General features: G+C 59.9%; 19 protein-coding genes and 2 pseudogenes. 2 read left to right on the top strand and 19 right to left on the bottom strand.

The genetic code is table 11. The features are described 5' to 3' along the window. Positions 1-38: 38 nt before the first annotated feature. The 13 genes from QZM72_RS16580 to QZM72_RS16520 all read right to left on the bottom strand — a co-directional run bounded on the left by QZM72_RS16580 (position 39) and on the right by QZM72_RS16520 (position 11608). Positions 39-860, bottom strand: coding sequence for a hypothetical protein (locus QZM72_RS16580; protein WP_186105391.1), 822 nt, complete (start codon positions 858-860; stop codon positions 39-41). After that, a complete protein-coding gene (locus QZM72_RS16575) occupies positions 860-2035 on the bottom strand; it encodes a toll/interleukin-1 receptor domain-containing protein (protein WP_301738664.1) in 1176 nt (391 codons plus the stop codon). The genes QZM72_RS16580 and QZM72_RS16575 overlap by 1 nt, the downstream gene beginning before the upstream one ends. 237 nt (positions 2036-2272) lie before the next feature. After that, positions 2273-2917 carry a hypothetical protein gene (locus QZM72_RS16570; RefSeq protein WP_301738663.1) on the bottom strand — a complete coding sequence of 215 codons (645 nt, stop codon included), beginning with the start codon at positions 2915-2917 and terminating at the stop codon, positions 2273-2275. Between the two features lie 2 nt (positions 2918-2919). Next, positions 2920-3417: a TIR domain-containing protein gene (locus QZM72_RS16565; RefSeq protein ID WP_186105386.1), complete on the bottom strand. Its 498-nt coding sequence runs from the start codon at positions 3415-3417 to the stop codon at positions 2920-2922. A 123-nt stretch (positions 3418-3540) separates the two neighbouring features. Then, positions 3541-4434 (bottom strand): nucleoside triphosphate pyrophosphohydrolase family protein, encoded by an 894-nt coding sequence (locus QZM72_RS16560; RefSeq protein ID WP_301738662.1) that lies wholly within the window; start codon positions 4432-4434, stop codon positions 3541-3543. 39 nt (positions 4435-4473) lie between these two features. Then, positions 4474-6642: a metallophosphoesterase gene (locus QZM72_RS16555; RefSeq protein ID WP_301738661.1), complete on the bottom strand. Its 2169-nt coding sequence runs from the start codon at positions 6640-6642 to the stop codon at positions 4474-4476. Positions 6643-6693: 51 nt separating this feature from the next. Then, entirely contained in the window at positions 6694-7113 is a 420-nt protein-coding gene (gene acpS, locus QZM72_RS16550; protein WP_186105382.1) for a holo-ACP synthase, read from the bottom strand. A gap of 10 nt (positions 7114-7123) precedes the next feature. Further along, complete coding sequence (locus QZM72_RS16545; RefSeq protein WP_186105380.1) at positions 7124-8038, bottom strand: nucleoside triphosphate pyrophosphohydrolase family protein; 915 nt, start codon at positions 8036-8038, stop codon at positions 7124-7126. After that, a complete protein-coding gene (locus QZM72_RS16540; RefSeq protein ID WP_244123936.1) occupies positions 8038-9192 on the bottom strand; it encodes a nucleotide kinase domain-containing protein in 1155 nt (384 codons plus the stop codon). The genes QZM72_RS16545 and QZM72_RS16540 overlap by 1 nt, the downstream gene beginning before the upstream one ends. Continuing rightward, the gene (locus QZM72_RS16535; protein WP_244123935.1) at positions 9189-10040 is read right to left on the bottom strand and encodes a thymidylate synthase; all 852 of its coding nucleotides are present in this window, start codon (positions 10038-10040) and stop codon (positions 9189-9191) included. The genes QZM72_RS16540 and QZM72_RS16535 overlap by 4 nt, the downstream gene beginning before the upstream one ends. Then, a complete protein-coding gene (locus QZM72_RS16530; protein ID WP_301738660.1) occupies positions 10033-10926 on the bottom strand; it encodes an ImmA/IrrE family metallo-endopeptidase in 894 nt (297 codons plus the stop codon). The genes QZM72_RS16535 and QZM72_RS16530 overlap by 8 nt, the downstream gene beginning before the upstream one ends. After that, positions 10926-11291: a helix-turn-helix domain-containing protein gene (locus tag QZM72_RS16525; RefSeq protein WP_060126803.1), complete on the bottom strand. Its 366-nt coding sequence runs from the start codon at positions 11289-11291 to the stop codon at positions 10926-10928. Before QZM72_RS16525 ends, QZM72_RS16530 begins: the two co-directional genes overlap by 1 nt. Continuing rightward, positions 11288-11608: a hypothetical protein gene (locus tag QZM72_RS16520; protein WP_301738659.1), complete on the bottom strand. Its 321-nt coding sequence runs from the start codon at positions 11606-11608 to the stop codon at positions 11288-11290. The genes QZM72_RS16525 and QZM72_RS16520 overlap by 4 nt, the downstream gene beginning before the upstream one ends. Positions 11609-12303: 695 nt before the next feature. Here QZM72_RS16520 and QZM72_RS16515 point away from each other — a divergent pair. Next, a pseudogene (locus QZM72_RS16515) lies at positions 12304-13134 on the top strand (DUF932 domain-containing protein); the annotation flags it as partial. A gap of 63 nt (positions 13135-13197) precedes the next feature. Here QZM72_RS16515 and QZM72_RS16510 read toward each other — a convergent pair. The 6 genes and pseudogenes from QZM72_RS16510 to QZM72_RS16485 form a co-directional block, all read right to left on the bottom strand. Beyond that, positions 13198-14430 (bottom strand): annotated as a pseudogene (locus QZM72_RS16510) (tyrosine-type recombinase/integrase); the annotation flags it as partial. Between the two features lie 222 nt (positions 14431-14652). Next, positions 14653-16272, bottom strand: a complete 1620-nt coding sequence (gene guaA, locus QZM72_RS16505) for a glutamine-hydrolyzing GMP synthase (protein WP_301738658.1) — start codon at positions 16270-16272, stop codon at positions 14653-14655. Between the two features lie 107 nt (positions 16273-16379). Beyond that, positions 16380-16988: a hypothetical protein gene (locus tag QZM72_RS16500; protein ID WP_301738657.1), complete on the bottom strand. Its 609-nt coding sequence runs from the start codon at positions 16986-16988 to the stop codon at positions 16380-16382. Between the two features lie 6 nt (positions 16989-16994). Next, positions 16995-18455: an IMP dehydrogenase gene (guaB, locus tag QZM72_RS16495; protein ID WP_050012882.1), complete on the bottom strand. Its 1461-nt coding sequence runs from the start codon at positions 18453-18455 to the stop codon at positions 16995-16997. Positions 18456-18733: 278 nt separating this feature from the next. Then, complete coding sequence (locus QZM72_RS16490; protein WP_301738656.1) at positions 18734-19564, bottom strand: DUF2182 domain-containing protein; 831 nt, start codon at positions 19562-19564, stop codon at positions 18734-18736. 28 nt (positions 19565-19592) lie between these two features. Beyond that, positions 19593-20357, bottom strand: a complete 765-nt coding sequence (locus tag QZM72_RS16485; RefSeq protein WP_301738655.1) for a DUF899 domain-containing protein — start codon at positions 20355-20357, stop codon at positions 19593-19595. Between the two features lie 114 nt (positions 20358-20471). On the opposite strand from QZM72_RS16485, the gene QZM72_RS16480 reads away from it, so the two are divergent. After that, positions 20472-21692, top strand: a complete 1221-nt coding sequence (locus tag QZM72_RS16480; RefSeq protein ID WP_301738654.1) for a helix-turn-helix domain-containing protein — start codon at positions 20472-20474, stop codon at positions 21690-21692. The last annotated feature ends 12 nt before the right edge of the window (positions 21693-21704 follow it).

Raw genomic sequence — 21704 nt, 5'->3', positions numbered from 1 at the left:
TCCAGGCAAAACTTAAACACGCCATTACTTCCACTAAGTCAGACGGCCCTTGGCCCGAGCCGAAAAAGGCCCCGTAAGATCAGCGCAACAGCCTGGTCCACGTGCGGCGTACGAGCGACGATTGCATTTTCCTGTTCCGTCAAGCCATTGTTCAAGTCACGCCACGAGAACGCCTCAAATGCCTGACGCTCAGCCCAACCGCGATATGCGTTCGTCCACGGTGCTACCATCCCCAACGTCTCCGCAATATCGCGGGCACAACCACCAAACCCGCCAATCACGAAGAGCGGCTGTTTACCTTGGAGTGCCAGCAACGCCTCCTCTGCGATACCCGGCATCAATCCACTGTACCGATCGACGCACCCGCCGAGGACGATACGGCCGTGTGTGGTTCGCGCCGCCGCCTCCCGCATCGCTGTAAGTCCTTGTTGCCACTCCTCGCCTGTCGGATGCTGCTCGGGAAAATTCCTCCGTTCACCCATGGTGACAACTCGCCCCTGCAGGTCCAGAAGGACAAGTTTGGCTACCCCGTTCAGGTCCGACTGGATCCGCTCCAGCTCCTGTACCGGCTTCTGGATGTGCACCGGCCAGGCAAGGTAGTTCAGAATCCCGGCACGCTCATCGCCGTCATCGGCATCTCGACGGTGCCGCGCAACGAGTTCGAATAGCAACTCGGTAAAGCCGTTCGCGCGCAGGTCACCGCCATAGACTATCCGAGCCCCGAGGGCAAGGAGGTGACGTGCAATTTCCGTCATCGCATCGCTCAAGTGCTGATCACTGAGTCCAAGAGCGGGCATGTCCGGGCTATCGGAGGTCGAAATCGCAACGGCATGCTGCGCCAGTGCCTGACGGTAAGTCATCAGATCTCCTCCGCAATCCATTCTGTGAAGCTTCGCAACCGCACATGTGGCGCGACAGTTTCAAACAGACGTTCCTCTTCAGCGCTCAAGGGCGGGTCTGGATAGACAATAGTCGGTTTTGCCATCTCCGCAACCGGGGGAAGTCCGGCAAGCGAAATGAGCTCGGGTGCGCGGGGAACAAAAACGACGTCGCGCTCGCCGCCTCTTTCAAGTTCAACCCGGCAACGCCAGAGGAAGTCCTTGAGCACTTCATCGAGCAATCGCCCAACAACGACATCGATACGATCAGCGAACTGAGGATCCATACGCACGATCGGAACGTTGCCCATGTACGGAAACGCCCGCTCGTCTTGATCGCCAATGCAGTTGGCGACTACCAGTGGAACATTCCGTCGTTTGGCCTCGATAATCTCGCGCCGACACCATTCGCGAGAAGAATATGAGTCGGTGTGAATCGCGACGACCGCACTCTGAGCCACCTGTTTCAACAAGACCTCATTAAAGCGAAGTCCCGCTGGAATATCGTGTACGTCGAAAAAACTGCCCAAACCATGGCCAAGATGAAGATGCTCGCGAATGCGACGCGCAATGCGTTCGCCGTCATCGTCATGCTTGGAGTGGCTCAAAAATATCTGAACCTTCTGCAAATACCTGATGAGTGCCTCGCTATCCTCCCCCGGCCGCTTCAGGTGTTCGAGATAGTGTCTGAGCATGCGACAGAACTCGTACGTCAGCTCACTGATTAGCCGTAGAAGGAGCTTGTCGCCGGCCAGCGTATCGCTCCATTGATCCCATCGAAGAGCCTGTTCGGCCACTACGAGTCCGGCCCGCTCAATCGCGACGGGGAACAGGCGCGCCGCGAGACCCGCAGCGTCCGTCTGTTCAGACAACTCACGGATGTACGCCATCCAATCCGCATCGTTCGCCAGAGATGATTCCGAGAGTACGACTATAGCTGTCGTCTCTGCCTCGCCAAGATCGATCGGCAACGGCCTTCCGGCGTCAGGCGCCGGTTCAGAACGGAATATGACACTTAAGCCCGTGCCTCCCGCCACGTTTGCGTAAAGTTCGCGGCGAAAATGCTTCCTCAGCACCTCCGCCACCGCGGCTCCGTCCTCAAAATCTGGATGCCAGACGATGTAGACCACTAAGAAAGGGCGAGCAATATCGACCATGGATGTCCTAAGCGTGTTTCAGGCGTCGATCCCGATCATTCCTGTTCGGGCTCTCGTCTCGTAATTCAGATCTTCACCGACACGAACGCGGTCGCCGACATTCTCGGCCCACGCTCGAACTGTATACCAAGATGCACGCTATCAGCCAAGCGGCGATCCACCTCGGCGACTTCGGACCCGCAAGAACCACCGACAGCCGGGAAAACTTGTTCTTCTCAAATGCAATCTATTCCACTGCTAACCGTCCACGATGACTTTGTTGTCCTTTGCGGAATATCTTGCACTCGCCGCCTCAAAATCGAATGGGTCTCCCAGCACTCTATTAGCCGTAAAATTCGATTCGATAAATTTCAATATCGGCTCAACATCAGAAATATCAAAAACCCTGTGATGCCTTGCATTTCGATAATTGATTTTCTGAAGCAGAGCAGCCGGGATCTCTATAGCCGAGGCGCCAAAATAGAAGAAATAGTCTGACACGAGAACTGCGTCGGTCTGGGTGTCGTTTCTCACATTATGAACATTTGGCGAACCATCTGGATGGCTATGATGCGAATTCAACTGCGCCCAATCCCCCGCAACCTTATGATAAATATTATCGCCCACCATCATTTTCTTGCTTCCATTTCGCACTGGCTTCTTGTCTCGGTAGAGTGGATTCTCCCAGTATTCATTGAACGTAATCGAACTCGACACTCTCATAGCAAAAACGCACCTACCCGTTGCGTTTAGTCGCGAGCCTCCCATTCCGATAACCCAATCGCCCTCTTTGGCTACGCGCCGTATAATTGGCTTACAGGTAGCTAAAGTGCACAATTTGTGGAACGGATTCGGGGCAAACCCAAAATCGCGATCCACCACATAGATGTATACCTTCGACATAGCTAACACTGGGAGGTCACTGAGGCGTTTACTGGAGATCGAGCGGATCCATCTGGGTTTTCGAATGCATTATCTTCATCGTCGATCGCCTTTTTAATACTATTTGCATTCCACCCAACTATGGCCGATGCATATTTTTCAAGGCTCTTAGGAATATCTGCGTCCTTCCCCCCCTGCTCAAATACGCCGACTATTCTCTTACCTTGAGCATGAGCCTGATCGATTTCCCAGTTAACCCAAGGTCTTGTATGGGTCTTCTCTCCGATTAGAACCACAACGGTGGACGCCCACGAGATCTTCATACGGAGCAAACGCTCAATCACAGCATCTTTCACCAAACCTCGATCCAGTCGCTCCTGGTTCGCGGGCTTCGCACGAATCGAACTATTGCGTACGTCCCATCCTTTTCCGCCGAGTAGCCCCGTAAATTTATCAACCAAGGCATCATCTCGATGATGGTGGCTGATAAAGAGATGCCTACGCTGTTCGGATTTAGTCATTTCATGGATCCTCGCTGATCCTTCTGTACACTTTAGTGACCGCCAGATGCTTGTCCCAATCCCGAATCAGGCTCAACGTTCCTCTGAAATGTATTCAGCCATCTGCGTCGGACACAGCTGTCTTCATGAGTTTGTGACATATTCGATTCGACGGGTCTCTCGATTTCCCATTAGGCGGCCGCTCGGCTCACGACATACGCGTCGCCAGACTGCGAAAGCATTAAGAATGGCTTGTTCCCACTGGGCCATCGTGCAGCGACTAACCTCGAGGTGGCCGGTCAACTGACCGATGAGTTGAAGCAGCTGAATGCTCACACTGTTGACACCCTCGTAGTAGGAATTCTTTTGTGCCTCATTAAAGATCAGTGCGGCGATAGCTTCATCAATTACAGCCGCACGCCCTCCGTCTTCAACTTCATCAACGGTCGGGCTACTTTTCCGCTTGCAATTGAAGAAAAGACGCCCTCTGAGTACTGGCGACCAGCCCAGGTGCGAGACAAAGGCCAAGTGGAAGATGTCATGAAAGCGATAACCATCCTCGTCTTCCGCGTTGTCAGTCAATGGGTCACCGAACGGCTTACCATTGTACGAAAGTGACACCGCACTTGTGCCATCGGACTTTCTCGTTGCGGTGACATCCACAGTAAATAGCCGAGGAAATCGCTCATTGTCAGGAAACGCGCCATCGAAATCTGGGGCGCCCGCTTCTTCGCCTGTACCTCGATCCCAGCGGTTACTGGTTTTCTCAAGATTCTGCCTGGCGATGTCTTCAAGCGTCAGGTCATTTTTGTGTGCGATATTAGAAACGTACCATAGTAAATCCCCAAGGACCTCCCCAGTGCGCTGACGAAATGCTTGATAGGCGGCTCCGTCTCGCAAGTAGCGCAAGTACTCCGTCGACAATGCCCCGGCCCTTCCTGATAGACCGAGTACCGGTGTCATCAGTGCTTCAATCCGCTGCGTATCTGAAACTTGATCTGTAGCATTTGCTCGTTGCTGATACTCATTCAGTCTCATTGTTCATCCAGGTAACTATGTGTCTTTGCTATATCCAAGTCAGGGAGACTGCACCCGTTTCTTTGTCAGTGACCGCAGCTCGGACACCGCATCCAACGCGCTCGGTGCCCAACGATCAAAGTCATTTTTCGAGCGGGAGCTCTTCTCGAATCCCTCGTTGTCCCGTGCCAAACGCCGCAAGACACGTACAAACATTCGGAGATCCTGATCCTCGCCTTCATCGACAACTTCCAGATAGGACGCCAGCAGCTTGAGACCTTCAATCGCTATCGGAAGGCCGTCTGGGTTAAATTCATTGGCCGTTGCTTCCAGATCGCGGAGCGTACGTTCCCAGCCACGCATGGCGTCGCGCTGGGCGACATTTCGCGCAGAGCGATGCACCAGTGTATTGGCCAATAGATGGAAGCGCTCCGGCGACTGGTCAAGCCAGCGATCGATGATCGGCATAGCGACTTGCGTGGGCGATCGAGAATGGGTACGAGCATCACCGGTAATCGTCGTAATCCGGCCAGGTTGAAATCTCAGCGCGTTACAGATTTCCCATTGCAGATATCGCATCTCGGCGACGTTGATCGGCCACCAACGCGCGAATTCCTGAGCGCGGTAGAACGCAATAACATCGACCGCGTGTCGTGCATTTCCCAAATCGCGGCGTTTAAATTCTACCAAGCAGAAAGAAGCGAATTCTTCCCCCATTCCGTCCGCCGTGAAGTCCCGGAACGGATCAATTAGCACCGCTATCGCTCGGGTACTAGCCTTCGTTTCTAGCAGCTTGATTACTCGTTCGACCTGGTTGATCTTACCGCCGAAGCGCCGAAGACGGGCCCCATGAACGAACGGCATTCGATCTTCCAGACCTGACCGATCGAGCTGCCACCACGTGACAAGATCTTTCAGCCAACGCTGGCGCTCCGACTCATCCATCGGCTCCGAAGTTGGGTAGTCCGTGGGAAGAGGCAGGTTTCCGGATACCCCGAGCTCAAGATCAAGATGAACGATCAGTGTTCCGTTTGCGGCTTCCTTCGCAGCTGCCTCACAGGCGCGTTCGTAAACCTCATCAAGGCTATTACCCTGGATAACGACCGGGCCCCCTTGAACAACGTCAGCAGTCCAGATCCGACGAACAATGGGTGGCAGATCAACGAGTTCGACACCGCTACGCGGAATCCGCACCCGCTCGATCGACACAGTCGGGCTATTGGGCATGCCAGTAAAAGCAATCAGGCGAGCGGCATCAGATTCGCTTCCCGCTTCGAATGTCGCCCCGGAAACCACGAGAATCCGGTTCTCTTTATTACCATCACGATCATAGATGTGCTCGAATTGAACCGAGTGTTCGTGCTTATGACCATGCACGACAACGGCGATATCCCGATCGCGTAAAAAGCTCCGTACCTGTTCCAGGTTAGAAATATCCGCAAACGGCTTCAGCTCCTCGCGTAAGCTTGGTGTGCGGAGGTGATGATGCAGCAGCGCAATCCTGACTTGCCGCCCTGATGAAGGCAGGGGCGTCTCTTCTATAATTTTGCGCAGAACTTCGAGTTGTCGCCCGGACACTCGGGCCATATCGTAGCGAGCTAAGGCATCAAGCTGAAGACGTAGCTTCGCTTCCATCTCACCGTTCCCATCGGCCGCGATAGAAGGTAGACCAGCCCATACGCTAGCGAGCGGCTCGGGGAGGATTTGAGTGGCGTGTGACCAGTTGCTTGTGTTGATTGGAAAAACAGCCCAACGTCCGTCGTTACTAACAAGTCGATGCGGTCCGCCCTCTCCGTCCGAAGCATCAACTCCGTCAAGCCACGGGGTAACGCATCCAGCCTTTCGCCACACTTCTATAAACGCGTCATAGCGGGCGGCGGAACTCGGTTCGCTAGCACGCGGGACGTCGTGATTGCCGGGGATAGCTACGATGTTGGCTGTCGTGATGCCTAAAGGCTCAAAATGATGCAGCAGAAGATCGAGAATTATCTTGTGACCGCCGGGTTGCCCTCGCTCTTGCGCGTCGCCTGTGAACAACACGCCGTCTAGTTGCTGACGACCACGGCTCAACCGTTCGGCAAGACGGGTAAACAGCAGTTCGAGTGCAGACTCTCGTGTTTCACCCTCGATTGCGGGGATCGTTATTTTATGGTCATCGCGTACGAACGGCACACCGGCCAGCGCCAGGTGTGTATCCGTCAAATGAAGAAATGTCGCGGAACTGGACATAGCACTCGTAATAGTTACGTGTTCAAAGACTACATTCCGACAGATCGTCGGTCAACGGACGCATCCCAGGGCGATGACACTAGCGACGGCGACGTTTCCTGCGTGGCTCAAACTAACCAGCCAACTTTCTATTTGGCGTTCGACCTGCAGAGTAGCCAAATTCCGATGCAAAACAACAGTAGGTGTCCCAACATTCGATGTAAGAACTTCCACATCGGTAAACGAGACACCATCACCCCATCCTATCCCAAGCGCTTTTAAAACAGCCTCTTTCGTCGCGAAACGTCCCGCCAATCTAGCCAACTGATCGACACCGGTCCCCGCCGCAGCCAGCTCCCCCGAAGTAAAATAGCGATCAAGAAAAGGAAGCGCTGGCTCCTTGAGGAGTATCGAGAACTCATGAATATCGACAACATCAAGACCGTGCCCCAGGATACCTCCCAGTGGCTTTGCAATATGTGCCGTCGTCATTCCACCCTCCCTATTGGGATTTGCCTTTCCTTCCGCCCAATTTAATCGGGCCAAGATACTTCAAATTCTTCGCATCCATGTCTACGAGAATCCTGCCACCCTCATTGGCAAGTACCTCTCGCCACACCTTGAACCCCAAGAGAATCGCTCGCTGCCAGTCACCCATCGAACGCTTCCTGACTTCAAGAAGGGACGTTATCCCTTTGATAGTTCGAAGCAGATGATAATCAAGCTCAGATACCCCATCCAGCCATTTGTGTCCTTTGGCATACTCAAAGACAAGCGCGGCAACACCTTCGTCGATTACCTGTGCACGCCCTCCATCCTGAACCTCATCTATATCCACGCGGCTCTTTCGTTTGCGCTTTAGCAGTTTCCTGATCACCGGTGACCAGCCAAGGACGGCAACGTACGCCAGGTGGAAAACATCATGAAATCTGTAACCGTCTGGATCGTCGGCGTTGTCGGTGAGATCGTCACCGATTTTCTTTCCATCCATCCGTGCGCGTATTTTTTTCTTGCCTTTGACTAACACTTCACTAAGTTCGACCTCGAATTGCCGAGGGAAGCTCTCATGCGCGTCGTAGCCAGCGTCAAAATTTATGGACGAGGAGTCCTGGTCACCCCAGCGATCCTGCGTCTTGCGAAGATTGATGCTCGCGATGTCCTCTAGAGTAAGACCGAACTTGGTTGCAACGTTGGCGATATACCAAAGGAGATCGCCCAACTCTTCAGCGACGCGGTCCTTGAAAAGTTGATGAGAATCTCCGTCGCGCAAATGCTTCTTGTATTCGCTTAACAACTCGCCCGTTTCACCAGCAAGACCCAATAGTGGCACGATGACGTCTGTGCCGGTCTGGCTCCTCTCACGGCCAGGTACACGATCGGTTTTCTGCGCTTCCTGCTGGTAAACGTTCAGATTCATTAAGAGTCCCCAAGTTTCAAAGTTCCTTGCATCTCTTGCGTCAAACTTTGATGCTTCTTTCCTCTTTCTTGATTGGATTTAAGAGGCACGAAGCTCGCGTCGATCTTCTCATTAAGGCCCCACTTGGGCGGATACCATGGAGGGTTGAGTGGCCCAGTCGGCGAGAATTTCTGCTTGATACGTGTTCGCCCCGAGATTCCAGCGATTTCGGGATGAGCAACACGAGCGTATTTGTCAACTTCGCAGAACAGATTTTGACAGTCGATAAGCTGAAGTCGGCGTCCCCATAGTGATTGAAACGTTATGCCCAGCCGCTCGAACTCTCGCTCCTGGTTATCCGCCATCAACCGGATAAGCTCAGCTTCGTTGAGTCCCGCACTGTCCGAAAAGCACTTCCGCAAACCATCTCGCGCCCCCGGCCCCGGCACGACAAAATCCATCTCAGAGAAGTCTGTGATTTCACTATAGTTTATATCGGTCGTGAACTGATACGCCAGGAAGTCACCAATGGTCGGATAGCTTCTCAGTAACTCGAACGCTGCCTGCATATTCCGCACTCTGCCGAGTTGACCCGCGAGGTCGTCCGCCATCATTCTTTCCAGAAGCCGAAGATGGTTCTGGTGCTTTGCCGCATGACCAAATGCGGATCCTCCCGGTGGCATAATGTAGGCAGCCGAATAAATACGCGCGCCGGCGCGCATCGCCTCGCTTAGAACACGGTCGTATCGTTCAAAACGGTAATCCTTGAACGTTATAGAACCGAAAGCATACTCCAGCAATTCCCATGTCTCGATCTTGTTGAACAGCTTGAACAACAAGGTCCTGAAAAGGACCTCAGGTGCGGAATCGGGCAAGTCATTGCGATAGATAACACGCCGAATCAGATACTGGCTAACCCGATCTGATGCGCGGTATGCATTCGTAAATTTGTGAACAGATATGATCGGATCAGCAGTCCAGGGACCAGGTTCACCGGCAAGTCGGCGAAAAAAAACGCACTGTCTCTCAACGGCAAAGCGCCAATAGCTGTCGTACGCCGTCGACACCTTCAACGGCGACAGATGCGACGTCTTCGATTTTGCATCAACTAATTCCGTCGTACCGATCCCCGCCCCGCCGCCGCTCGCTGCACCAGCACTTGATTTGCGTCTCACGCCATTGTCTCTGTTGTCGTTTGTTCTGCTGGCTGCGGCGAGACCGCCGATTCCTGCTCCGTGAGGCACGCACGAGCGGCCGCAAGCAATGGCTTCATAGCCGGATCGGTCTTCGAGATCCTTTCAAATTTGGCAACACCAACCACTACGTTCATCCGTATCAACTTCATATCCATCTGATGTGCCATGAAAGCGCCAAGCTGGGCAATCCCAAGATAATTGCCGTAGGCCTTCACAAACAACTGTTGTGTCGCGTAAAAGGCGTTAATGACTAAGCCTTCGCTTGTGGGTTCAAAGCTAACATGTTGCATGCAGGGAAACTGCAGTTGCGCGTCTGCGACATGGTCCCGTGCCGGGTCAAAAACACTTGCCTGGAACATCGACCGCCGCACGCCATCACGCGCGCTGTATTGCGACAGAATCCATTCCAGCTGATTTCCGTCGCACGGGCCACTCCCGAAGCTGGTCAAGCGTTCGAAGTAGAGTCCTCGCTTGTTGTCCCGGCGATTCATTGCCTGATAGCGAGGAAAAGCGTCACGGTAAAGCTTGAACAATACCTTTCTGTCGCCTCGCGCGATCTGCCAAAGTCGTTGCGGAAAGATCGTAAAGGCGACGTCCTCCACATCTCGGAATTTTTTGGAAAGCAACAGCTTGTCCAGTTCGTGACGAACGCCGGCGTCCTCAGCAGGCATCCCGTCCTCGTCAAAACCCGTTACGCTCAGCACGAAAGGGGAAATCTCGGTCCCTCCATGGTCGATAACGTGTAGTACCGCTTTGGCCCAAGCGCGGGACAAATCGGGCTCGTCGACGAGAAATGGGGCTACGACTGGTGTATGTCGCTTAGTCATCTGACGCATCCTCTAGGTGGCGATACCGCGCGAGTCCAACGTACCGCCTCCTGGCTACGCGCACAAAGGTGGCCCATGAAGTTCCGGGGATGACGACACGCGTGATACCCGGCCTCATGATGCGAAAAACTCTTCCTGCTTTTACGTCTCGCTCTGGCATCAGGATTGCCGTATCCACGACAACACCCATTGGAAGCAGCAGCCGCGCTCCCTCCTCCGCGTCAAGCGTTGGCGAGTTCCATTCGCGGTCCGCAATCGTCAGTGGTTCAGGCACAACTTCCCCGAGGAGCTCAGTCCGGATCATCTTCGGGGTTATCTTTCCGAGTTCTGCGCGCCGCGCCAAGCTCATTGCTTGTATGCCGTAAGCCATGTGATTGACGAGCGTCGCCTGCCCGACACCGAAATTGCACGCAACTGCATACATTTGTGCCGCGGAAGCGGTATTCGGGTCTAGTCCGCGCCGATTTAACGCTTCACGCAATCCCAACGTCGGCATCAGGACGAACGAAGCGAAAGCGTCTGCGAGCACTTCGTCCGGGTGACGGACCTCGGTCGAGAGCTGTTCTTCCCGCAGTTCATCGATTGTTGAGCCATGCCCAAACACATGATGCCCAAGTTCATGCGCGCAGGTAAATGCACGCCTTGCCAATGGTCGCAAAGCCGAAACATGAATACGGGGGCGAGGCTCGCGGTCGTACATCCCCTCCATATTGATGTCATTGAACCGCACCGTGACGCGATGTGCCTCGCAGAGTCCGTAGATGCACGCCGGACTTTTCTGGTCAAGACCGGCCTTCGTGCGTGCGGCAATTGCTGCCTGCATCCCCTTCATGACCAATGCTTTCTGTTCTGTGCGCGACGTCGACACTGAGGAATTCGCGCTCATCATGAGTTACCTTCGCCTTCAGAATCGGTGCCTCTCATCGATGCCAGTAAGCGCAGCAGGCGATCGAGATCATCTGGTTTGAGCTTGGCCAGCTCTCGCGCAGCGAGTTGCAGCCGTGGATCATCTGTTTCCAGTTGCTCAGCCGTTTCCGCAAGTAGCCACGGAACGGTGACGTCGTATATTTCCGCAAATCGGGAAAGCTCCTCCGCCGACACCCGTCGATTCCCTGCCTCTATTTCGGAGATAGTCGGTCGATGCATTTCAAGCAGCTTCGCGACCTGCCCCTGCGACAGCCCGGCCATTTTCCTCGCTTCCCGTAGCCGGGAAGCAATTTCGGCCCGCTTGGCTTCTTGCTGTTCACTCATTTTGCGTTTGCCGCCTGTGCGGCCTGTTGTGCCGGAGCTTGTGCGTCGACCAAAGCCACGACAAGCCCTACGCTTTCGTCAAGGGTGAGTGCAATACAACTCTTTTCCTTGCGAAAGATATTTACGTCGTTCGCGATTACGACGCCCAATTTCGCGGCAAGCATCCCTATGGCTACTGGCCAGATTTTGCTGTCGAACTTCGGCAAGGCTTCCATCGGCTTCGTTGCACCGACAAGAGGTGGACATTCGAGTCCGCTTGCGGCCTGAATTTCCTGCAGAACTTCGACGAGCGATGCGCGTACTACGGCTGCATTCATGTTTGCCATCCGTACCCGGCCTTACCGGTAGTAAGATAATCTTACCACGCAATTTCGCAAGCGCAAACTTTTTTGAACGTCGAGCATCAACGTCGATATCGAACCTCACCGGACCGTGTCCGTAACGACGAGCACAAGGAATTACGACCGTCAGCGTCCAGACTGCTCGGCCGGGAACGGCCGAAACGGTGCCACTAAGCGCGGCGAAGGGACAAACCATCTCTCAGCTACGGCGCACTCGGGCGCGAGCGCTGCCAGTTCGGCTTCCGAGTCCAGCATCTGGCCACGAGCAGCGACTCACACCTGTCGCGCATCGGCTCGCGGCCCCTCATCCCTTCAATATCTCTTCACACGCAGCCTGCACATGCTGCCGTGATCGCCCTCGCTTATGGCGCCCCTGCCCGGTCAACCCGAGGCTCGGCATGCATCCGGTTCCCAGGTTCCCGCCCTTGACCCGCGACCGTAGCCGATAGCGGGCAGGCGTCAAGGGGCGAGGGACCGTGTTGCCCGCACCCCTCCCTCGCCTTTTTCCTTGACGCCTGCCCGCTATCGGCTCCTCAAGTCGCACGGGCGGGAACCCGGGAGCCTGGCGGAGCAAAGCCAACCCCGAGTTCCACCGGGAGGTGTCCAGCCGCAACGGCAAGTCACATCCCATCGCCCGGTTCAGGTCCTCAACCTTGACTGTGGAGATTGCCATGCAACTCACTTCCTCTTTCCGCTACGGCTCCCCGATGCTGCGCGCCGACTCGCCGCTCTCAGACGACCAGATTCGCCGCGTTGCCCCATCCATCTTTGCGGACGGCAAGCACGAAAGCCGCTCCGAACGCTACACTTACATTCCGACTATCGACGTGCTGCGCGGACTGCGCAATGAAGGCTTTCAACCCTTCATGGTCTGCCAGACGCGCGTGAGGCACGACGACCGCCGCGAATACACGAAACACATGCTTCGGCTTCGTCACGCCGACCAGATTACCGGCGAGGAAGCCAACGAAATCGTGCTGCTGAACTCGCACGATGGCACCAGCAGTTACCAGATGCTCGCAGGCATGCTGCGCTTTGTCTGCCAGAACGGCATGGTGGCAGGCGACAACGTTGCCGATATCCGCGTCCCGCACAAGGGCAACATTGTCCAGAACGTGATTAACGGCGCGTTCGACGTGCTCGACGGTTTTGACCTGATCCGCGAGCAGAAGGAAGGCATGCGAGCCGTCACGCTTGACCGCGACGAACAGCACGCGTTCGCCCGCTCCGCACTCGCGCTGCGCTACGACCCGACCGACGCAGAGGCCCCGGCCCCGGTTACCGACAGCCAGTTGCTTGCCTCGCGCCGCTTCGAGGATCGCCGCGACGACCTCTGGACCGTTTTTAACCGCGTTCAGGAAAACCTCACCAAAGGCGGCCTGCATGGTCGCTCGCGCACGGGTCGCTCGATGTCCACCCGCCCCATCACCGGTATCGACCAGAACGTGAAGCTCAACCGCGCCCTCTGGATGCTCGCCGACGCAATGCGCCAAATGAAGTCCTACTGCCGAAGAAACCCCGAGCAACTGCGCCGGCACGATAACACTTACCTTTGGATTCGTAGCAATCCAGTCATCCAGCATGTCCGCCCAGGTTTGTAGCATCCCCCTTCTCTGCTCCGCGTATTCCGCTTTGTTGTAGACCGCCCTGACGCCACGCTGCTCGTGCGCCAGGCACTTCTCAATCCAGTCGCTGCTGAATCCAGCTTCATGCAACTGCGTGCTGGCGGTTCTACGCAGATCGTGCACGGAGAAAGGCTCGAAGTCCTCAGCCTCAGCGCTACGGATACCCTTTACCGTGCTGTCGATCACGCGATTTAGAGTAGCTGAACTGATCGGCAACGCGGTCTCGTAACGTCCTGGATGCAGATACTCGCTTGCACCAAAGCATGTCTTGAAAGCGACCAAGATGTCCAGCGCCTGCTGGCTTAGATAGACGTTGTGCGCACGCCCAGCCTTCATCCTGTTTTTCGGGATGGTCCAGACCGCAGTATTGAAGTCGACCTCATCCCACCTGGCCTGGATGAATTCCGACTTGCGCACCATTGTCAGCAGCATGAACTTGACCGCCAGACGCAACGTAGGGAGCGTAGGCGTACGCTCTAGGGCTTTGAAAAACACGTGGATTTCCCCGGGCGTCAGCGCGCGATCTCGTGGCCTGAAAGTAGCGATAGCGGAGGGCCGGATATCTTCCGCCGGGTTGGCTACCTTCAGCCCCCTTGCCTGCACAAAGCGGTAGACCTGCAGGACGATGTCGCGTGCCTGAACGGCAGGCGCAGCCGCACCCCGCTCTTTGATCTTCTCGCATCTCGTGAGGAGTCTTGAAGGTGTGATCTCTTCTAGCTTTAATCGCCCGAATTCCATCGCGAGGTTCCGGTCGTAGACAGACTTCCTCATCGCACGGGTCGACTCAGCGAGCGTGGCTTCCGTGAAGTATTTTTCGGCCCACTTGCCGAACGTCATCGCTTCGGCCGCCTCTACCCGCTTTTCAACCTTGCTTCTCGACGGACTGACGCCCTGTTCAACTTCCCGACGAGCCCGTTCAAGGAGCAGCCTTGCTTCCGCAAGACGTACCGACATGCCAAAGGAAAGTTCGTCGGCAGCGCGTGCGCCGCGTGCTGACAGCCCGGGATCGTAGCGGCCAATGACCAGGGTTTCCCGGCGACCATTCAGACGATAGTCGAAGCGGAAACTCACCGCTCCGGACGAGGTAACCGCCACGTAAAGGCCGCGCTGGTCAGCAACCTTGTATATCCTGCCGGTCGGCTTGAGCGCCCGCAATTCGAGGTCCGTAAGCATGCAATACTCCGTGAACTGATACCGTGTTTGATACCGTCACGCGCCGTGACGGTATCAAAATGGATCGCCTGCAGAGAAAGATGCTATACCGTCGCTCATGCCGTCGGCGACGTAACGCTGCCGACGGACGGCAGCGGACCAAAATAGTCGATAAACCCTTGATCTTGTGTGGAAAATCAGGGAATCGACGGGCCTCTGCAGACCACTGCAGAGGATCCTAAATTACTCCCACTCAATCGTCGCCGGCGGCTTCCCCGAGATGTCGTACACCACGCGATTGATCCCGCGCACCTCGTTGATGATCCGATTCGACGCACGGCCGAGCAGCGCATACGGAAGATGCGCCCAATGCGCAGTCATGAAGTCGGTCGTCTGCACCGCGCGCAGCGACGTCACGTAGTCGTACGTCCGCCCATCGCCCATCACGCCGACCGACTTGACCGGCAGGAACACCGCGAACGCCTGGCTCGTGAGGTCGTACCAGCTCTTGCCGACATCGGCCTCGCCGCACAGGCCGGCAGCCGCATCCTGCGCGGTCGCGGTCGTGTTGCGCAGTTCCTCGATGAAGATCGCGTCCGCGCGACGCAGCAGGTCCGCGTACTCGCGCTTCACTTCGCCGAGGATCCGCACGCCAAGGCCCGGACCCGGGAACGGATGGCGGTAAACCATCTCCGGCGGCAGGCCGAGCGCGACGCCCAGCTCGCGCACTTCGTCCTTGAACAGGTCGCGCAGCGGCTCGAGCAGCTTCAGGCCGAGCGTTTCCGGCAAGCCGCCGACGTTGTGGTGGCTCTTGATCGTCGTCGCCTTCTTCGTCTTCGTGCCGCCCGATTCGACCACGTCCGGGTAGATCGTGCCCTGCGCGAGCCACGTCGCCTTCGACAGCTTCTTCGCCTCGGCCTGGAACACCTCGACGAACTCGCGGCCGATGATCTTGCGCTTCGCTTCCGGATCGGTCACGCCGGCCAGATGGCCAAGGAACTGGTCGGACGCGTCGACGTGCACGACCTTCGCATGCAGGCGGCCCTCGAACATGTCGAGCACCATCTTGCCTTCGTTCAGGCGCAGCAGGCCGTGATCGACGAACACGCACGTCAGCTGATCACCGATCGCGCGATGGATCAGCGCCGCGGCGACGCTCGAATCGACGCCGCCCGACAGGCCGAGAATCACTTCCTCGTCACCGACCTGCTCGCGGATCTTCGCGACGGCTTCCTCGATGTGGTTCTTCATGATCCAGTCGGGCTTCGCGCCGGCGATCTGCAGCACGAAGCGCTCGATGATCTGGCGGCCCTTCACCGTATGCGTGACTTCCGGATGGAACTGCACCGCGTAGTAGCCGCGCACCTCGTCGGCCATGCCGGCGATCGGGCAGCTCGGCGTCGACGCCATCAGTGCGAAGCCCGGCGGCAGCTCGGCTACCTTGTCGCCGTGGCTCATCCAGACCTTCAGCATCCCGTGGCCTTCGGCCGTCGTGAAATCCTCGATGCCGTCGAGCAGGCGCGTATGGCCGTGCGCACGCATTTCCGCGTAGCCGAATTCGCGATGGTCGCTCCACTCGACCTTGCCGCCAAGCTGCACGGCCATCGTCTGCATGCCGTAGCAGATGCCGAGCACCGGCACGCCGAGATCCCATACGGCCTGCGGCGCGCGCAGCTGGTGGTCTTCGTACGTGCTCGCGTGGCTGCCCGACAGGATCACCGCCTTCGGCGCGAACTCGCGGACGAAGTCGTCGGACACATCGTTCGGATGGATTTCGCAATAGACGTGCGCTTCACGCACGCGGCGCGCGATCAGTTGGGTGACTTGCGAACCGAAGTCGAGAATCAGGATTTTGTCGTGCATGGCTGCGGACGGGATGAAGAGAATAAGAAAAGCAGCGCACGAGGCGCTGCGTCAAAAGCATGGGCAGCGGCGTCGGGCGGCAGGCGGCTCGCGCGACGCATCGCCGGTCAATTCTGCGACGGCGGACGCGCGTCGAATGCGACGCTGCCTGACGCGCGCTCGGAAGCGGCCGACGGGGCTGCCGTGGCCGGCGCCGAAGGCGCCACCGGACGGCCGACGACCGGCTCGACCCGCGGCTGCACGGCGGAGGCCGGCGCCGGTTCGACCGGACGCTGCGCGCCCCGGCTTTCGAGCGTCTGCGCCCTGTCGGCCCTTTCGCGCCGCCGTACGGCCGATGCGAGCCGCACGCCGCCGAGGCCGAGCAGGATCAACGCGACCCCGGCCACCGCCGACAACACCCGGCCCGCGGCCGCGAGCGCCGGCCCGCTGCCGGTGCCGAGCGACCACACGATCGTCAGCACGCCGGTCAGCCAGTTCACATGGCCGACGGCCCGTGCGACGGGCGCCGTGAGGTCGCCGTTGAACGCCGCATGAAACGCGAGCCACGCGAGCCCGAGCAGCGCGATACCGAACGCCTGACCGAGCATCGCCGGCTGGATGTTCGCCAGTTGCAGCGCGTTGAACAGCGCCTGCCAGGGCGTCAGCACGAATAGCACGCCAAACGCCAGCAACAGCACGGCATCGACGATCAGCACGGCTCGCAGCAGCGGTTTCATCGGCGATCAGTCCACGTGGTAGTTCGGCGCTTCCTTCGTGATCTGCACGTCGTGCACGTGCGACTCGCGCATGCCCGCCGCGGTGATCTGGACGAATTCGGCCTTCTCGTGCAGCTCGTCGATCGTCTTGCAGCCGCAGTAGCCCATGCTCGCGCGCACGCCGCCGACCAGCTGGAACAGGATCGCGTTGACCGAACCCTTGTACGCGACGCGGCCTTCGATGCCTTCCGGCACGAGCTTGTCGATGTTCGCCGAGTTGTCCTGGAAGTAGCGGTCTGCCGCGCCGTCCTTCATCGCACCGACCGAACCCATGCCGCGATACGACTTGTACTGGCGGCCCTGGTACAGGAACACGTCGCCCGGCGCCTCTTCGGTGCCCGCCAACATGCTGCCCATCATCACGGCATTCGCGCCGGCCGCGAGGGCCTTGGACACGTCGCCCGAGAAGCGCACGCCGCCGTCGGCGATGCACGGCACGCCGGTGCCCTTCAACGCTTCCGCGACGTTCGCGATCGCGCTGATCTGCGGCACGCCGACACCCGCGACGATCCGCGTCGTGCAGATCGAGCCCGGGCCGATACCGACCTTGACCGCGTCCGCGCCGTATTCGACGAGCGCCTTCGCGGCGGCGGCCGTCGCGATGTTGCCGCCGATCACCTCGACGTGCGGGAAGTTCTGCTTGACCCAGCGCACGCGCTCGAGCACGCCCTTGCTGTGACCGTGCGCGGTGTCGACGACGATCACGTCGACGCCGGCCTGCACCAGCAGCTCGACGCGTTCCTCGTTGTCGGGACCGACGCCGACCGCCGCGCCTGCGCGCAGCTTGCCGTGTTCGTCCTTGCACGCGTCCGGGTGCTCGGTCTGCTTCGTGATGTCCTTGACGGTCATCAGGCCGCGCAGTTCGAACGCATCGTTGACGACCAGCACGCGCTCGAGACGGTGGCTGTGCATCAGCGCCTTCGCTTCGGCGAGCGGCGTGCCTTCCTTGACCGTGACGAGGCGCTCGCGCGGCGTCATGATCGACTTGACCGGCTCGTCGAGGCGCGTTTCGAAACGCAGGTCGCGGTTCGTGACGATGCCGACGAGCTGCGGGCCTTCGACGACCGGGAAGCCCGAGATGCCATGCTGGCGCGACAGCGCGATCACGTCGCGCACCTTCATTTGCGGCGGCACCGTGATCGGGTCGCGAACGACGCCCGACTCGAAACGCTTGACCTTCGCGACTTCGCGGGCCTGTTCGGCCGGCGTGAGGTTCTTGTGGACGATACCGACGCCACCCTGCTGCGCCATCGCGATCGCGAGGCGACCTTCGGTGACCGTGTCCATCGCGGCGGACACGAGCGGCATGTTCAGGGAGATGTTGCGGGTCAGCTTGGTCTTGAGGCTGGTGTCGCGCGGGAGAACGTCGGAGAAGGCGGGAACGAGGAGCACGTCATCGAAAGTGAGTGCTTTTTGGATCAGACGCATGGCAAATCCTATGGGCGCAAAAGCGAATTATACGCGAAGCGCCGTGAATTTTCACAACACGAACAACGGCTTAGCCGGTTTCGGCCGTTCGGGGGCCGAATCGTTCGGATCGCCGTTCGGTTCGTTTTCGATCGCTTTTCGTTTCACGGCCGCGTCGAACCATTCGCGCAACCCGGGCCGGGAGGCGCGTGCACGTGTCGTGGCGAGGCCACACGTGCGCGACGACAGCCGCCGCGCACGGCCGGCGACACACCGCCGAAGCGGCGTGCCTGCCCGCCTCATGCCAGCCCGGCCGCGCCGGCGATCATCGCCATGCCGGCCACTACCACTGCGCAACCGATGATCCGCGCGACGCGGCCGCCGGCCGGCGCCATGCGCTCGGCGGCGATTGCCACCGCGACCGCGGCCATCACGCGCAGATCCATCATGCCGGCCGCCAGCGCGACCACCATCAGGTTGGCGCAACACGCGCCGCATCGGATCGCGGCGTGCACGCCGTACCGCCATGCCGTGACGGCCGCCGCTCGCGGCCAGTGCCCGCCGTGCGCCGCCTCATGCCGGCAGCATGCGAGCCGGCGCGCCTTCCACCCGGAGAATTGCAGCGTGCCCGCGGCCAGCACGACGGCGCCGGCCGCGAACGGGATCCCCCGGGCGAGCGCCGGCAGCCGGGCGGCGGCCGTCGTCAGTGCGACGCCGGCCGGAAACACGAGCGCGCCGAGCGCGATCCAGACCGAGAAATATGCGACGCCAGCGACGACGACGAGCCAGGCCGACCGCGCCGTCCGCGCACCGATGCGCTGCCGGTAATACCAGAGCTGCGGCGCGAGCACGGGCAGCATCATCGTCACCGTCATCGCGCCCCACATTTCGGCGAACGCCACGAACGCGCGGCCGGCGCCCTGCCCGCACGGCCGCAGCCAGGCGGCCGACGCCATCCAGCCGCCGGGCATCGGTTCGCCGCCCATCGCCGCCATCGACGCGTGCTGTGCCAGCAATGCCATCGCGGCGACCGCGAACGCGGCCGCGACCGCCGCGCCGAACGCCCGCGGATCGGGGGCCGTCTCGCCGGTTGCCAGCCCGGTTGCCAGCCCGTTCGCCGTTCGTGTCATCGCGCGCTCCCGCCCGTCGCCGGCCCGCTCAGCCGCGCGCGTACTCGTCGTGACGGCGCCACCACGGCCCGACCTCGTTGCGACCGCGCGGCGCGCGATCGAGCCACTGGTACATCCCCCACAGCCCATCGAGGCCGCGCGCGTAGGTCGAATACGTGTGATAGACGACGCCGTCCTCGCGCACGAACGCGCTCATCCCCGGCCGGTCGAGCGAATACGTGGCCGCATCGGTACCGCACGTGGCCGCGAACTGCACGACGGGCGCCGGCGGAGGATCCATGTCCATCGCATGGCCGGCCCGCGCATAGTTGTATTCGACGTCGCCCGCGCGCTGCTGCGTTTCGGTGAACGACACGTTGAAGTCGAAGTTGAAATCGCTGCCGACCGACGACGCCCACGGGAACGTCCACCCCATCCGCTGCCGGTACGCGAGCAGTTTCGCGAGCGGCGCGCGCGACACGGCCGCGAGCGTCACGTCGTGGTGCGCCAGATGCACGGCGAAGCCGTCGAAGCCGTCGGCGAGCGCCGAGCACGACGGACAGCCTGCCTTGTAGTCGGGGCCGAACATGAAGTGATAGACGAGCAGTTGCGAACGGCCGCGAAACAGGTCGTCGAGCGTCGCGCGCCCTTCCTCGGTATCGAACCGGTAAGTCTTGTCGACGCGCACCCACGGCAGCGCCTGGCGCCGCCGCGCGAGTTCGTCGCTTTGCCGCGTCAGCGCCTTTTCCGCGTCGAGCAGCGCGCGGCGTTCGGCCAGCCATTCGTCGCGGGTTCCGGTGAGATGGGTCGTCATTGCGTGTTCCTCCTTCCGATGGGTATCCGGGCACGGCGGACGGGGCCGTGTGCGTGGTGCTAGATTAGTGCCGGGTTTCGGACCGAAGGGAGTGACAAGTGTGGCGGGATTCGGATGGATTCGCTGATCACGGCGGCCGCACGCGCGCTCGCGGCCGGTGACGCGCTCGGCGCGTTGAACCGCGTCGCGCTGCGCGACGATGCGCCGGCGCTCGCGCTGCGCGGCATCGCGCTCGCGCAGCTCGGCGATTTCGAACGCGCGCGTTCGCTCGTGCGCGCCGCCGCCCGCGCGTTCGGCGCAAAGGAAGCGGTCGCACGGGCGCGCTGCGTCGTCGCGGAAGCCGAGATCGCACTCGCGTCGCGCGACCTGCACTGGCCGACGCGCGCGCTCGATGCGGCCTGCACGACGCTCGACGCGCACGGCGACCGCGCGAACGCCGCGCATGCGCGCTATCTCGGCATGCGCCGCTTGCTGCTGATCGGCCATCTCGACGAGGCCGAGCGGCTGCTCGCGCACCTCGATCCCGCGCCGCTGCCGCCCGCGTCGCGCGCCGCCCACGAGCTGATCGCGGCCGGCATCGCGATGCGCCGCATCCGCACGCACGCGGCCCGTGCGGCGCTTGCCCGTGCGCGGACAGCCGCCCGCGCCGCCGGCATCGCCGCGCTGACGGCCGAGGTCGACACCGCCGCGCGTGTGGTCGACGCGCCGGCCGCGCGGCTCATCGCTCGCGGCACGTCGCGGCTCGTGCCGCTCGACGAAGTCGAAACGCTGTTCGAGTCGAATGCGCTGGTCGTCGACGCATGCCGCCACATGGTGCGCGATGCGCGCACGACCGTGTCGCTCGCGCGGCGTCCGGTGCTGTTCGTGCTCGCCCGGGCGCTCGGCGAAGCGTGGCCGGCCGACGTGTCGAGAAACGCGCTCGTCGCCGCCGCATTCCGCGCGAAACAGGCCGACGAATCGCATCGTGCGCGGCTGCGTGTCGAGATCGGGCGGCTGCGCGCGGTGCTGCGCCCGCTCGCGAACGTCGTCGCGACGCCGCGCGGTTTCGCGCTCGAACCGCTCGGCGTGCGCGAAACCGTCGTCCTCGCGCGCCCGGTCGACGATCGGCACGCGGCCGTGCTCGCGCTGCTCGCGGATGGCGAAGCATGGTCGAGCTCCGCGCTGGCGCTCGCGCTCGGCGCCAGCCAGCGCACCGTGCAGCGCGCGCTCGATGCGCTCGCGGAAGCCGGCAAGGTGCAGGCGCTCGGCCGCGGACGCGCGCGCCGCTGGATGACGCCGCCGCTGCCCGGATTCGCGACGACGTTGTTACTCCCGGTTGCGCTGCCGGGCGATTAGGATGGCCTCATC

This window comes from Burkholderia sp. AU45388, assembly GCF_030481585.1.
In the GTDB taxonomy this organism is placed as follows: Bacteria; Pseudomonadota; Gammaproteobacteria; order Burkholderiales; family Burkholderiaceae; genus Burkholderia; species Burkholderia sola.
The sequence above is the reverse complement of the archived record's forward strand: the minus strand, read 5'-3'. Positions and strand labels throughout refer to the sequence as shown.